Consider the following 14,503-nt stretch of genomic DNA (forward strand, 5'->3'; position numbering starts at 1 on the left):
CGGGGCCGGACGCGCTCAGTACGTCCACTCGACCGGACGGCCCATCAGATCCGGGTAGCGGCGACGCCAATACCGCTCGGCCTCCTCCAGGTGCTCGCGCATCGCCGCGTCCGCCGCGTCCGGGTCGCCGGACCGCAGCGCCGCCACGATGGCCTCGTGTGCGTTGGCCACGGCGGCCTGTTTGCGCGCCGAATACGTCACGCCCACCCGTACGCCGTCGGCCAGCGCCTTGAGGGAGCTGACGAACACGTCCAGCACCACGCTGCGCGCCGCCTGGGCCACCAAGGTGTGGAAACGCTGGTTCTGGGCCGTGAACACCTGCTGGTCACCCGGATTCTCCCGCAACAGGCGCACGGTCTCGTCGAGTTCGTCCAACCGGTCCGGGGTGATCCGCTCCGCAGCCCGCCGGGCGAGCATCGGCTCCAACGCCCGCCGGGCGTCCGCGACGTCACCGAACGACGCGCCCTCGACCTGAAGCAGCAGACTGAGCGACTCGCCCAGGCTCTCCTTGGCCGGGCGCCGCACGATCGGCCCACCACCGGGGCCGCTCTTGAGCACGATCAACCCGCGCGCCTCCAACAGGCGAAGCGCCTCGCGCACGGTCGGCCGGCCGGCCTCGTAGCGCAGCATCATCTCCTGCTCGTTGGGCATGCGGTCGCCCTCGCGCAGCGCACCGGTGAGAATCGGCCGCGCCAGTACCTGCGCCAACCGCTGCGACGCCTTGAGCCCCCGCCACGACCTGTCCTCGATGCTGGTGCCCATACCTGCCCGTTCCCCGGCGAACACGGCGACGCGCCCGACCCGATCTATTCCTGTACAGGAAAAAGAGTATCGCGCCGTGGCTCATCCCCCCGATCGAGGCAGCCCTCGCTCCCGGCGGCGCCGCGCCGCGCGGCCGCACTCCCGCCCTGCGCACACCGGCCCTGGCGACGGAGACGGCGTGGCGGCCCCACCCGAGCCGAGGTTGTCCCGTTCACCGCGGTGGAGATCCGGCGACTCCCGGCAGCTTTGAACCCACCCCGACACACGGTCTGCCCCGACATCTCCTCCACTGGTCGACGTGGCGCAGAAGACGCCAGGCCATCGCCCGCCGCTGCCGCCGTCAACGCAGAATCCGCACACATACGGCGCCCCACCAACCGGCCCGGATGGACCGGAACCGGCTTCGAGCAGCCCTGACCTGCACGGATACCGAAGTGCTGCTGGAGTATCAGTCGCGGTCGGCCCATGCCTTGGCGAGTAGTTCGTAGGAGCGCACCCGGTCCGCGTGGCGGTGGGTGATCGTGGTGACGACCAGTTCGTCGGCGCCGGTGGCCTCGCGCAGTACCTCCAGCCTGTCCGCGACGGTCTCGGGCGATCCGACGAATTGGGTCTCGACCCGGTCCCGGACCAATTGGCGGTCCGCGTCGCTCCATTCGTGGGCCGGGGTGTCGTCCGACGGCGGGAAGGGGATGGCGCCGTGGCCGTTGCGGATGCTGCGTACCCACCTGGCGTAGCCGGCGGCGAGTTCGCGCGCGGTGGCGTCGTCCTCGGCGACCACGACGTCGGCGGAGACCGACACGTACGGCGCCGGCAGGTCGGCCGACGGGCGAAACGCCGCGCGGTAGGCCTCGACCGAGTCCAGGACGGTGCTCGGGCTGTGGTGGTAGGACGCGGCGAAGCGCAGCCCGCGTGCGCCGGCGACGCGAGCACTCTCGCCGCCGGAGGCACCGAGCACCCACAGCTCGACGTCGGCGCCCTCGCCCGGGTGGGCGTGACCGGCGACGCCCTCGGCCGACCGGTACGTGCCCGCCAGCAGGTCGAGGACCTGGCCGAGCTGCTCGTCGTAGTCGGGTGTCCACGCGCCGGGCTGCTGGAGCAGGCCGAGAATGGCGGTGAACCTGGCGGGGTCGAGGATCTTGGAGAAGTCGAACTGCTTCGGCAACAGCAGCCCGTTGGGGGTGTGTCGGTCGGTGTCGTGGACAGCGGCGCCGCGACGCGCGCGGTAGTCGCCGATCGCCTTGTCCACAGCGCCCGCGCCGCCCGCGGATCCCGTGGCGCCCTGCTCGGTGGGCGCGCTGCGGCCTATCGAGCGGCCTATGCCCAGGTCGAGGCGGCCCGGGTAGCGCGCGTCGAGCAGGCCGAACTCCTCGACCACGGACAGTGCCGTGCGGTGGCCGAACTGCACGCCGGCCGATCCCAGTCGGATGCGGTCGGTGGCCTGGCCGACCAGGGCGATGGCCAGCGCGGGTGAGACGCCGAGTACGCCGGGGTGGAAGTGGTGCTCGGCGAACCAGTAGCGGCGGTAGCCGAACTCCTCGGCACGGCGGGCCAGGTCGATGGCGTTGGAGACGGCGTCGCGGTGGGTGTCGCCCTGGCTGAGGGGCAACAGGTCGAGGACGGACAACGGGGTGCGGCTCATGGTCGTCTCCATAACGTGTTCGACAACGTGTTCGACGGCCCGGGAGGGCCGAGGGTGCGGCGTGTGCGGTCTTGCCTTCGTCGGCGCACCGGCGGTCGCCGCCGGGCTTTCCGGCGGTGGCCCGGGGGTGCGCCGGGTCGGTTCAGCCCAGGATGCGAGCCGAACCGAAGCCGGCGGCCAGGCGGGCGCCCGCCGCGAACCGCCCGGGTGAGAACTGCTGCAGGCGCGGGTCGGCGCGGTCGGTGAGCAGGTCGGCGACGTGGGCTCCGAGGGCGGGCGCGAGCTTGAAGCCGTGCCCGCTGGTGCCCGCGTCGACGTACACCCGGTCGGTGACTCGGCCGATGACCGGTTGCCAGTCGGGGCTGACGTCGTACAGCGACGCCCAGCCGTGGCCGAACGAGGCGTGCGCGCGTACCGGGGCGCGGCGGGCGGCACGCGCGCCCAGATCGGCCTGTTCGCGGGCGCTGACGGTCCGGTCGTAGTGGTCGGGGTCGACGTCGAAGGTCGGGTCGAGCGCGCCCAGCCAGAACGTGCCGGGCGCGGATCCGGGCCGTGCGTAGTAGCCGCCGGCGACGTCGATGAGCACGTGCGGCACGGCTCGCCCGGTGTCCTCGGCGAGGTGGGCGAAGGCGGCGACGACGTGCCTCTCGGCGGTGAGCGGCAGGTGGACACCGAGTGGGCGCAGCAGCGGCGCGGTCCACGGTCCGGCGGCGACGAGCAGGCGTTCGACGTCGTGCCGGGTGCCGTCGGCGCGGGTGAGCGTCACGGCGTGGGTGTGTTCGCGGATGTCGACGATCTGCGCGCCGGTGTGCAACCGCGCGCCGCGTTGTTCGGCGCTGCGGGCGAGGGTACGGGTGGTGGCCGCCGGGTCCGCGTGTCCGGCGCCTTCCTCCCACACGCCGATGCCGACGCCGTCGAGGTCGAGGCCGGGAAAGCGCAGGGAGAGCGCGCGGCGGGGCAGGAGTTCGGCGGCGATCCCCAGGTCGCCGAGGCCGGTCACGGTGGCGGTGACGGCGTCGGTGTCGTGCGGGCCGTGCAGGTACAGGCCGCCGGTGCGGACGAAGCCGGTGTCGTCGGCGTGTTCGGCCAGGAACGCGGTGCCGTCGCGGGCGGCTTCGGCCAGGAACGCGTTGGTGTAGTAGTTGCGGACGACGCCACTGGCGGCCCCGGTCGGCCCCGACGCGATGTCGCCGCGCTCGAACACGTGCACCTGGGCTCCGCGGCCGGCCAGGTGGTGCGCCACCGCGGCGCCGTGCGCGCCGGCGCCGATGATGCCGATGTCGGCTCCGGTCACGAGGCACGCTCCTTCGGGACGCTCTCGCGCGAGCGCAGGGCCGCCCCGTCGAGGGTGGGGACGGCGGCGAGCAGCGCCTTGGTGTATGCGTGCGCCGGGCGGTCGAAGATCTGCTCCACGTCGCCGGATTCGACGACGATGCCGTCCTTCATCACCGCGACGTGGTCGCTGACGTGGTGGATGACGCCGAGGTGGTGCGAAATGAAGACGTAGGCGACGCCGAGTTCGGCCTGCAGGTCGGCGAGCAGGTCGAGAACCTGGGCCTGGATGGACACGTCGAGCGCGGAGACGGGTTCGTCGCACACGATCACCCGCGGACTCGGGGCGAGTGCGCGGGCGATGGCCACCCGTTGGCGCTGGCCGCCGGACAGTTGCCAGGGTCGGCGTTCGACCACCGTGGAGTGCAGGCCGACTTGGTCGAGGAGTTCACGGACGCGGGCTCGGCGTTCGGCACGCGGGGTGCGGGTGACCTCCAGAGGTTCGCCGATGATCCGACCGACCGTGTAGCGCGGGTCGAACGAGCTCAGCGGATCCTGATAGACGACCTGGATGCGGCGGCGCAGGGTGCGGCGGGTGCGTTCGTCGACGTCGGTCCAGCGCAGGCCTTCGATCTCGACGCTGCCCTGGTCGGCGCGTTCGAGGTCGAGCAGGATGCGGGCGGTGGTGGACTTGCCCGAGCCGGACTCGCCGACGATGCCCAGCGTCCGACCTGCGCGCAGGGTGAGCGAGACGTCGTCGACGGCGCGCAGTTCGCCGTGACCACCGGGCAGCCGGTAGGTCTTGACCAGGTGGTCGGCGCGCAGCACGATCTCGCCGGGGTCGGCCGGGCGCGGCGCGGCGGGGACGGCCGCCGCCTTGGGGGTCGGGGGTACGCCGGCCGGCACGTCCTGCGCCGGCGGAGACAGCCGGGTACCGCGCGCGTGGGCGGCCGGGACGGCGGCCAACAGTTGTCTGGTGTAGGGGTGTTGCGGGTCGGCGAGGATGCGGGCGGTGGGGCCGGATTCGACCACCTCCCCGTCCTTCATGACGAGCACGTGGTCGGCGACTTGGGCGACCACCGCGAGGTCGTGGCTGATCAGGAGCAGCGCGGTGCCGTCGGCACGGCGCTGCGCGAGGAGTTCGAGGATCTGGGCCTGGACGGTGACGTCCAGGGCGGTGGTGGGTTCGTCGGCGATGAGCAGGGCGGGGTCGGCGGCGATCGCGGAGGCGATCAGCGCGCGCTGGCGCAGGCCGCCGGAGAGTTGGTGCGGGTACTGGGCGGCGCGCGCCTCGGGCTGCGGGACGCCGACGTCGCGGAGCAGTCGGATCACGCGTTCGCGCTCGTGTTCGCGGCGCACCACGTGGTGGGCGCGCAGGCTCTCGGTGATCTCGGCGCGAACGGTACGACCGGGGTCGAGGGAGCCGAGGGCGTCCTGGAGGACGAAGCCCACCCGCCGCCCGCGCAGGTGCCGCCATTGGCGGTCGGTCCATCGGCGGACGTCGTTGCCGTCGACGTCGAGCCGTTCGGCGTCGACCTGCGCGCCGCGCCCGGGCAGGCCGACCAGGCTGCGGACGGTGACGCTCTTGCCGGATCCGGATTCGCCGACGATGGCGACGGCGGCGCCGCGTTCGACGCGGAGCGAGACGCCTCGGACGGCGTGCACCGCATGGCGGGCGCTGCCGAAGGTGACCCGCAGGTCGCGAACCTCGACGAGCGGTCCGGCGGTGGTGACGGCGCGGTCGAGGGCCGTGGGGTGCACAGCGGTCATCGGGTGTTCCGCCCTTCGACGCGAAGTTGCAGGTACTGGCCGGTGACGGTGACGGCGAGCACGGTGAGGGTGATGGCCAGGCCGGGGAAGACGGCGGGCCACCAGGCGACCGCGAAGTAGGTGCGACTGGTGGAGAGCATCGCGCCCCATTCGGCGGCGGGTGGTTGCGGTCCCAGGCCCAGGAAGCTCAGCGACGAGCCGGTACTGATGGCCGAGCCGACCCCGATGGTGGCCAGGACCGACACCGGCCCCAGCGCGTTGGGCACCAGGTGGCGCCGTAGGACCTGGAAGCGGGACCAGCCGAGGGCGTGCGCGGCTTCCAGGTACACCGAGCCGCGGATGCGGATGACCTCGCCGCGCACGACGCGGGCGTAGCCGGGGACGGTGACCAGGGCCAGGCCGATGACGGAGTTGCGGGTGCCGGTGCCCAGGACCGCGATCACCAGGAGCACCATGAGCAGGCCGGGGATGGACAGCACACTGTCGAGCACCCGGTCGACGACGGCGCCGACGACGCGACCGGTGGACGCGGCCAGGATGCCGACCAGCGAGCCGACGACGAGCGCGAGGGCGGACGCGCCGAGTCCGATGAGCAGGGACAGGCGGGCGCCGTGGACGACTCTGGAGTAGATGTCCCGGCCGTTTTGGTCGGTGCCGAACCAGTGCCGGCCGCTTGGCCCTTGCAGGGTTTCGGAGATGACGGCCCGGTTGGGGTCGATCGAGGAGAACAGGTCGGGCCGGCAGGCGGCGAGCGCGAGCAGCACGACGACGAGGGCGCCGATGGCGACGCCGGGTCGCCATTGGGCCAGGGCCGGCGGGCGGGGGGTGCGGCGGCGGGTCCAGGCCGGTTCGGGTGTGGGTGCGTCGTCTTCGATGTCGTCCACGTCGAAGGCGGTGGGAACGGCGGTGGGGCGCGTGGTCATCGGGCACCTCGGGCGACGGCCTTGGGCGCCTGGTCGCGCAGGCGCGGGTCCAGGAGCGGGAAGAGCGCGTCGATCAGCGCGTTGACGACGACGAAGAAGACCGCGGATATGAGCACTACTCCGGACACCACGGGGAAGTCGCGTACGTCGATCGCGCCGGCGACGAGCCGCCCCAGGCCCTGCCGGGAGAACACGTTCTCGATCACCACGGCTCCGCTGAGGAACGCGCCGGTCATCCACCCGGTGAGCGTGATCACCGGCATCAGGGCGTGCCGCAGCGCGTGCCGCACCAGGACGGCGGTGGTCCCGACGCCGCGGGTTCGGGCGGTGACGATGAACGGTTCGGACAGGGCGTTCGAGGCCCTGGCGCAGGACTTGGCTCAGCGTCGCGCCGGGGATCACCGCGAGCGCGATCGAGGGCAGCACGAGTCCGTCGAGGTCGTTCGTGCCGATCGCCGGGAACCAGTGCAGTTGGAACGAGAACACGGTCAGCAGCAGGATGCCGAGCCAGAAGCCGGGCACCGCGACGCTGACCACCTCCAGGACGACCACCGGGCCGCGGATGCGACGCGAGCGGTTGGCGGTCAGCAGCGCGACGACGACCCCGCCGACCACGGCCAGGGTGACTCCGGCGGCCACCAGCGCGAGCGTGGATCCGAGTTGTTGACCGATGGCCTCGGACACCGGCATGCCCTGGTGGTAGGAGCGGCCCAGGTCGCCGTGCAGGAGCCGCCACAGGTAGTCGAAGTACTGCACGAGCACCGGTCGGTCGAGCTTGTAGTCCTCGGTGATCTGCCGGCGCACCGCGGGGGTGACCGGGGTCGCTCCGACGATGGCGTCGACGATGCTGCCCTTGACCATGTGCAGCGCGATGAACGTGGCCGTGACCGCGCCCCACACCACGAGTACGCCGGTGCCCAGGCGCAGCGCGGACCGACGCGCGAGGTCGCGCGCGCGGGACGGGGCGCCGATCGGTGCGGTCGCGGCCGGTCCGTCGACCGTGGGGGCCGCGGTGCTCACTTGGACTTCCAGGCGCCGTAGAAGTCGGGGAACGCCTGCGGCTCGAAGGTGATGCCGTGGACCTTGCCGGCGGACCCGAGCACGTAGTTGAAGACGTAGACCGGGAACACCGCGTTGGCGTCGGCGATCCGCTGCTGGGCCTGGCCGTACAGCCGGCCCTGTTGCCCGAGGTCGACGGTGCCCCCAGGGCGTCCTTGAAGAGCTGGTCGACGACCGGGTCGGCGAGGTTGGAGGCGTTCGTGCCGACCCCGCCGCGCGCGGCGCTGTTCTCGGTGCCGAACAGGGTACGCAGGGCGTCCGCCGAGGCGCGCTGCCAACTGTGGTCGCGGACGTCGTAGTCGCCGTTGGCCAACTGCGCCCGGTAGGTGGCGACATCGACGACGTCGTTGACGAAGTCGATGCCGATGTCCTTGGCGGCGGCCTGGATCTGGTCGGCCAGGACGTCGCGCTGTTCGCGGATGTAGCTCTTCAGGTAGGCGCGGTGGATGGTCAGGCGCTTGCCGTCCTTGGTGCGGTATCCCTGGCCGTCGCGGCCGGTCCAACCGGCCTCGTCGAGCAGCCGGTTCGCCCCGACCTTGTCGAAGGCGTACCGGGACTCGATGGAGGCGTCGTAGCCGACGGTGGACGGCGAGATCGGGTTGCGCGCGACGGGGAAGACGCCGAAGTACAGCTTGTCGACGATGGTGCCCCAGTCGATGCCGACCTGGAATGCCTTGCGCACGCGCTGGTCGGTGAACACGCCGTGTGTGGTGTTCGGATAGATGTTGTAGTTGCCGCCGGGCCCGAGCGCGCTTTGGATGCGAAAGCCCGGCGTGGACTTGAGTTGCGCCACGTTGACCGGTGGTACCGAGGCGATCGAGTCGATCTGGCCGCTGGTGAGCGCGCCGTAGCGGGACGAGTCCTCGGTGATGACCTTGATCGACAGGCCGTCGAGGTAGGCGGGTCCGGTGTGCTCGGCGGTGCCGGGTCCCCAGTTGTAGTCGGCGTTGCGCCGGTAGTCGATGCCCTTGCCCTTGACGTATCCCCCGCTGATCGCGAAGGGTCCCGATCCGACGATGCCGCTGCACAGTTCGGTGGTCGACTGCTTGAGCGTGCCGGGCGCCTCGATGCCCAGGTAGGAACTGGCGAGGGAGGGCAGGAAGGCCGAGTTGGGCGCGCTGAGGCGCACTTGGATGTGCGTGGGGTCGAGCACTGTGGTGCCGGTGTAGCCGGCGATCGTGTTGGCCGCCAGTTTCGACTTGGTCTCGGGTGCGACCACGTGGTCCAGGTTGGCTTTGACGGCGTCGCCGGCGAACTTCTCGCCGTTCGTGAACGTGACGTCGCCGCGCAGGGTGAACGAGTAGGTCAACTGGTCCGGGGACACCGACCATTCGGTGGCCAGCCACGGGTGAATCGTGCCGTCTGCGGCGAGGGAGACCAGCGAGTCGAGCACCGGGCGGGCGAAGAATCCGGCCACGTCGGCGGGGCTTTGATGCGGGTCGAGGCAGTCCGCGTCGACGTTGATCGCGAACGACAGGGTGCCGCCGCCGACCGGCGGACCCGCTTCGGCGTCGGTGTCGGAACCACCGCCGGAGGAGCCGCCGCATGCGGCGGTGACGGCTGCGGTCAGGGCGATGGCGGTGAGCAGCCGGGCTCTGCGCCCACGGGTCTTGCGTATGCCGGACACGACGGGACTTCTCCTTGGCGGGGTGCGGGTGATCACGTACCGCGCGGCACGGATCATGGTGAAGGGGCAAGGCCGGGACGGGCGAACAGGCCCGCGTTTCGGCGGCATACGACCCGACCGAACCCGAGGGTGCGAAGGTCGCGGACGACGCGGAGCCGGCGTGGTCGGCAACGCCGAACGAACGACACCGCTGTTGCCGGGAACGGGAGTTGCCCGGGTCACCGAGTCGATGCGGGAGGGCGGATGCCGGGGACGGCGGTCGGCGTGCGGTCACGTCGCGGCGGAGCCGACGACAGCTGTACCCGGCCCCGGCGCACGCGAGGTGCAACCGAGGGCGACAGGAGCGCCCACCTCTGTCGGCACAACGGTCGGGGCAGCACGGAACGCCCCGGGGAAACAGGGGGGTTCGGCCCGACCGGGCCGAGGGGTGGGGTCAGCTACAGAGTGAGCTGGCCGACCGGACGAGGTCGATCGGCAGGCACTTGGTCAAGCGCATCTCGGCGGCGGGAGAGGTCGAACGACCAGCCGGTGCGGTGAGCGCGCGACGAAGGGCGACTCGCGGGTGAACCGCCCGGCGGACAATTCCGGGCGACCGCACGTCCGATACCGAAATGCGTCGATCCGCCAACGCTGTTTCCCCATTCCCCAGCCGCATTGTGTGCACCGTATTTCGTTCACTCCAGAGCGTCCTACGAGCGTCCCACGACCGCGCCGTGACCACGCCCGTTCCGCGAGTACGGCACGAGGCAAGCGTCTCCCCCCCGTGTCGGCCCGTGCCGGAACCGGGCAGCAGGTCAGCCGGCCTCTTCCAGATCCGCCCTCGCGGCGTCGGACTCGGCCCGGGCGCGCAGCAGTTCGTGCACGTGGGCGTCCACCCACCTGCACCACACCTCGCGCGGCTCGCGCAGCGAGCGGCCCAGCTCGGTCAGCGCGTACTCGACCTTCGGCGGCATGCCCGGGTACGACGTGCGGGTGATCATGCCGTCCCGCTCCAGGGCCCGCAGCGACTCCACCAAGACCTTCGGGGTGATGCCCCGCAGGGGCACCCGCAGTTCGGTGAACCGGCGGGGGCCCTCCTCCAGACACAGCAGGATCCGGCCCATCCACTTGTTGCGGAAGCGGATGGGGAGTTCGACGTCCTCGACCCCGTCGAACATGGCTGCGTCCAGAGCCTCAGGCATCTTTCCACCTTAACCGGCTTGTGGTGACGAGAGAATCACTTGTCGTGTCGGACGGGCCCGGCCTGCCGGGCACGGCAGCGAATCTCGGCCGGGCGGGGGCCGGTGGACCCCGCGGGCGGCATGTCGTGTCGGGCACCGTCTGTGATTCATGCCGGTTTCCTCGCAAGCCTGGACGGCCCGGCTCCACCCGCACCGCGAGGCCGGACCCGGTGACGGGCTGGGACATCGAAACTATCCGGCGACCCCCCGGTATCCGCAACGATACCGAGGGGTCCCGGACCCGATTGCCTTCCGCGCGGCGGTCAGTCCTCGATCGCCTCGTCGGGCGCGATCACGACACCACCGCCGGCCAGCCGCACCGTGATCGCCAGTGCCGGACACATGGCGGCGGCGTACAGGATCGCGTCGTCCTGGGGCGCGCCCCGCCCCGGCACGGGACGCGAACGGCCGTACTCCAGCCGGAACCGGTCGGGTGCGATGCCCACGCACACCCCCGAGCCGATACACATGTGCCCGTCGACGTCGACGTCCCACACCCCGTCGGCCACGGTCGCGCTCACCAGTCCACCAGCAGCGCGCCGGGACCGCGCAGGGTCACCCCACGCCGCCACGGCAGTTCGTCCGGCGCGACCAGATGCAGGCCGGGGAACCGCTCGAACAGGAACCGGAGCATCACCTGCAGTTGGGCACGGGCCAGTTGCGAGCCCAGGCAGTGGTGGATCCCGTGGCTGAACGCCAGGTGCGGGTTCTGCTCCCGGGTGAAGTCCAGCCTGTCCGCGTCGGCGAACACCGTCTCGTCCCGGTTGGCCGACATCAGCGACGGCAGCACGGTCTCGCCCGCACGCACGAGCGTGCCGCCCAGTTCGATGTCCACCAGCGCCACCCGCGGGAACAGCGAGCCCACGGTGAACGGCGTGTACCGCAGCATCTCCTCCACCGCCCGGTCCACCGACTCCGGGTCGGCCCGCAGCACCCGGGTGTGCTCGGGGTTGGTCAACAACAGGTACGCGGCGTTGGCCATCATGTTCGTGGTGGTGCCGATGCCGGCCAGCAGCACCGACCAGGCCAGGCCGACGACATCGGCCTGGGTCAGCGGTGTCTCGCCCTCCTCGGCCTGCACGAGCACGGTCATCAGGTCCTCGCCGGGGTGTTCGCGCTTGCGCTCGGCGAGCGCGGCCAGGTACTCGCGCAGTTCGGCGTCGGCCCGCCGGATGTCCTCGGCCGTGTACTCGGAGCCCTCGGTGGACCCCATGATCACGCCCCATCGGTGGAACCTGGTGTGGTCGGCGTAGTCCGCGCCGAGCAGTTCACAGACGACCATGGTGGGCATGCTGCGGAACACGGCCTCGAACACGTCCACCGGTCCGCCGTGTCGCGCCAGGTCGTCGAGCAGCCCGGTCGCGATGGTCTCGATCTGCGGCCGCAGTCGCTCCATCCGCCGTTGCGAGAACGCCCGGGCCACCACCCGCCGCAGGCGGGTGTGGTCGGGTGGGTCCAGGTTGAGCAGCGTGTCGGGGCGGTGGACATAGGCGAGGATGCGCGGCTCGTCCGGGCCCAGCGCGCCCTGCCTGCTGAAGCGGGTGTCGGACAGCACGAGCTTGACGTCCTCGTAGCGCGTCACGAGCCAGGTGGGTCCGCCGAACGGCAGTTGGACGCGGGTCAGGCCGGTCCGGGCGCGGGCCCGGGCGTAAGCGGGGTCGATGGCCAGCCCCGCCTCGTCGTTGAACGGGTACTTCAACGGTTCGGGCGGTGCTGGGGCAATGCGTGGTGCGGTCACCGGGGGCCTCCTGCGCGAGCGAACGGGGCTACTTGGCGAAGACGTCCTTGGCGACGATCTTTCCGTCGCGGATCCTGAAGACGTCGACGAAGCGGCGGACTTCGATGCCGTCGGCCTGGTTCACCGTGGCGCTCAGGTACACCCGGGCCTCGTCCTGCTCGGCGACCTCGACGGACTGGGTGTAGTTCACCGAGGTGCCCTGGGCGTGGAAGGTGTGCAGCAGTTCGATCTGCTCCACGAGGTAGGGCGCGATCTCGTCGCGCTCGTACACCTTGCCCGCGGGGTCGATCCACACGCCGTCGGCGGCGAACAGATCGAGGGCGGTCTGTACCTGGTTGGCCTCGCTCGCGCGGATGAACTCTGCGACCAGCTCGGTGTTGGACATGTCGGGCTCCTTGGGTGGGTCCGGCTTGATCTACTCGGGTCGGATCGGATCGGATCGGGTCGGGTCGGGTCGGGTCAGGACAGCCGGATCGGCAATCGATCCAGGCCGCGGAACTGGGCGCTGAACTTCCACCGCAGTTCGGTCTCCGGTACCACCGGCTCCCAGTTCGCGAAGCGCGCGAGCAGCTTGCGGAAGACGATGTCGCCCTCCATCCGGGCCAGCGGCGCGCCGATGCAGTGGTGGATGCCGTGTCCGAAGGACAGGTGTGCCTTCTCCGCGCGCAAGACGTCGAAGGCGTCCGGGTCCGCGAACCTCGCCGGGTCGCGGTTGGCGGCCAGCAGGGCGACGAACACGATCTCGCCCGCCGGGACCACGACTTCGCCGATCCGTACCGGCGCCGCGGTGAACCGGATGGTGGCCATGTTCAGCGGGCTCTCGTAGCGCAGGAACTCCTCCACGGCGCCCGGCACCAGGTCCAAGTCGGCTCGCAGCAAAGCTTGTTGGTCGCGGTGGCGAAGAAGGTTGAAGACGCCGCTGCTGATCATGTGCGCGGTGGTCTCGTAGCCGGCGTTCATCAGCAGGAACACGGCGGAGAGCACTTCCTGATCGTCGATCGAACCGTTGTCGCGGCTCTCGGCGACGAGCGCGGAGACGATGTCGTCGCCGGGGTCGCGTCGTTTGTCGGCGATCAGGCCGGTGAGGTATTCGAACGTGCGGCGGTGGGCCTCGCGCTTCTCGGCCGCCGTGTTCTCCAGGCCGGCGAGTACGCTGTTCCACGCGCGGAAGTCGTCGTGCCGGTCCGGCGGTACCCCGAGAAGGCGACCGATGACGTAGGTCGGCAGGGCCATGCCGATCCGTTCCACCAGGTCGAATTCCTCGCCCACGGGCACGGCGTCGAGCAGGCGATCGACGGCCTGCTCGATCCACGGCCGCAGCCGCTCCACTCGGCGCATGGTGAACACGTTGCCCACCAGTTTGCGCAGCCGGGTGTGGTCGGGCGGGTCGCTGAACAGCATGCTGCGCGGGGTACCGGCCGGCTTGTCGTCGGGGTTGACCGCGTTGGCGGCCATCACGTCCAACAACCGGTCCACGTCCTTGGCGAGCCTGGGGTCGGCCAGCAGCGCCCGCGAGTCGTCGTAGCCGGTCACCACCCAGGCGTACATCTCGGTGGCGAGGGTCTTGACCACATGCTTGCGCACCTGCGGATGTTCGCGAAGCAGGGTGTAGCGCGCGTGCGGGTCCTGGGCGAAATCCCGGCTGAGCAGGTCGACGTCGCTCACCGCCGATCCGGATCGGGGCATGGCAGTTCCTCTCTCGGGCGTCAGATCGTGCGTCAGGTCTCGTGCGTCGGATCGGGCGACAGGTCTCCGGCGTCGGGTCTCGGGTGTCGGATCGGGCGTCAGGTCTCCGGTGTCGGGTCTCGGGTGTCAGCCGAGCCGGCTGTCGACGGCGAGCGCGGTGTCGCGGGCCAGGTCCTCGATCAGGCTCGCGTGGGTGCCCGGCACCGGGACGACGTCGTGCGGCAGGGGCCAGTCGGCGGCGCTGCCTGCGGCGGCGACCAGCAGCGTCGGGGCGGCGATCGGCTGTGGTTGCCAGTCGCGGAACAGGTCCAGGTAGTGGCCCATGGCGGGCAGTGCGATGTCGTCGAGCAGGGCGACCAGTTCGGGCTTGCCCGCGAGCTCGCGGTAGAGCCGGTCCTGCAGTTCGGTCATCGCCCGGTCGCCGGGCAGGTGGGTGTCGAGCAGGACGATGCCCCGCGGGCCGGCGCCGTCCTGCTCCAGCCGGTGGGCGACGGCGTGCGCCAGCCATCCGCCGGAGGAGTACCCCACCAGCACGAAGGGGCGTGCGGTCGCGCGGCGGATCGCCTCGGCATGCAACTCGACCGCGTCGTCGAGTGTCTCGGGCAGGTACTCGTGGGCACGGTAGCCGGTGGGGGCCAGCGCGGTCACCGCGGTGCGACCGTGGAACGGCTCGGCGAACCGCGCGTACTGGTAGGGCGTGGCCGGCGCCACCAAGGAGGGCAGGCACACCAACGCGGGCCGGCCGTCGGCGCCGCGGGACAGGGTGACCGGTGCGCCCGGGCCGCGTCGCGGGTACCGCTCCCGCAG

At 71.4% G+C, this 14,503-nt stretch carries 13 protein-coding genes; all 13 read right to left on the reverse strand.

Annotated elements, in window-relative coordinates:
• Positions 1-15: 15 nt before the first annotated feature.
• Positions 16-762 carry an FCD domain-containing protein gene (locus GT354_RS18740; protein ID WP_161357447.1) on the reverse strand — a complete coding sequence of 249 codons (747 nt, stop codon included), beginning with the start codon at positions 760-762 and terminating at the stop codon, positions 16-18.
• 448 nt (positions 763-1,210) lie between these two features.
• On the reverse strand, positions 1,211-2,401 hold the full coding sequence (locus GT354_RS18745; protein ID WP_161357448.1) for an LLM class flavin-dependent oxidoreductase: 1,191 nt from the start codon (positions 2,399-2,401) through the stop codon (positions 1,211-1,213).
• 142 nt (positions 2,402-2,543) lie between these two features.
• A complete protein-coding gene (locus tag GT354_RS18750; RefSeq protein ID WP_161357449.1) occupies positions 2,544-3,695 on the reverse strand; it encodes an FAD-dependent oxidoreductase in 1,152 nt (383 codons plus the stop codon).
• Positions 3,692-5,443 (reverse strand): ABC transporter ATP-binding protein, encoded by a 1,752-nt coding sequence (locus GT354_RS18755; RefSeq protein WP_161357450.1) that lies wholly within the window; start codon positions 5,441-5,443, stop codon positions 3,692-3,694. The genes GT354_RS18750 and GT354_RS18755 overlap by 4 nt, the downstream gene beginning before the upstream one ends.
• The gene (locus GT354_RS18760; RefSeq protein ID WP_161357451.1) at positions 5,440-6,366 is read right to left on the reverse strand and encodes an ABC transporter permease; all 927 of its coding nucleotides are present in this window, start codon (positions 6,364-6,366) and stop codon (positions 5,440-5,442) included. Before GT354_RS18760 ends, GT354_RS18755 begins: the two co-directional genes overlap by 4 nt.
• The gene (locus GT354_RS54185) at positions 6,363-6,716 is read right to left on the reverse strand and encodes an ABC transporter permease (protein ID WP_237535156.1); all 354 of its coding nucleotides are present in this window, start codon (positions 6,714-6,716) and stop codon (positions 6,363-6,365) included. Before GT354_RS54185 ends, GT354_RS18760 begins: the two co-directional genes overlap by 4 nt.
• On the reverse strand, positions 6,629-9,052 hold the full coding sequence (locus tag GT354_RS54190; protein WP_346012076.1) for an ABC transporter substrate-binding protein: 2,424 nt from the start codon (positions 9,050-9,052) through the stop codon (positions 6,629-6,631). Before GT354_RS54190 ends, GT354_RS54185 begins: the two co-directional genes overlap by 88 nt.
• Positions 9,053-9,846: 794 nt before the next feature.
• A complete protein-coding gene (locus GT354_RS18775; RefSeq protein WP_161357452.1) occupies positions 9,847-10,233 on the reverse strand; it encodes a helix-turn-helix domain-containing protein in 387 nt (128 codons plus the stop codon).
• A gap of 302 nt (positions 10,234-10,535) precedes the next feature.
• Positions 10,536-10,793, reverse strand: coding sequence for a ferredoxin (locus GT354_RS18780; RefSeq protein WP_346012077.1), 258 nt, complete (start codon positions 10,791-10,793; stop codon positions 10,536-10,538).
• Positions 10,790-12,010, reverse strand: coding sequence for a cytochrome P450 (locus GT354_RS56540; RefSeq protein ID WP_161357453.1), 1,221 nt, complete (start codon positions 12,008-12,010; stop codon positions 10,790-10,792). Before GT354_RS56540 ends, GT354_RS18780 begins: the two co-directional genes overlap by 4 nt.
• Before the next feature lie 28 nt (positions 12,011-12,038).
• Positions 12,039-12,395, reverse strand: coding sequence for a nuclear transport factor 2 family protein (locus tag GT354_RS18790; protein ID WP_161357454.1), 357 nt, complete (start codon positions 12,393-12,395; stop codon positions 12,039-12,041).
• A gap of 74 nt (positions 12,396-12,469) precedes the next feature.
• On the reverse strand, positions 12,470-13,696 hold the full coding sequence (locus GT354_RS18795) for a cytochrome P450 (protein WP_161357455.1): 1,227 nt from the start codon (positions 13,694-13,696) through the stop codon (positions 12,470-12,472).
• Between the two features lie 126 nt (positions 13,697-13,822).
• Positions 13,823-14,503, reverse strand: a 681-nt coding sequence (locus GT354_RS18800; protein WP_161357456.1) for a thioesterase domain-containing protein, incomplete at its 5' end; no start/stop codon positions are given.

Origin of the sequence: Streptomyces sp. SID3343, assembly GCF_009865215.1 — a bacterium.
Classification (GTDB): domain Bacteria; phylum Actinomycetota; class Actinomycetes; order Streptomycetales; family Streptomycetaceae; genus Embleya.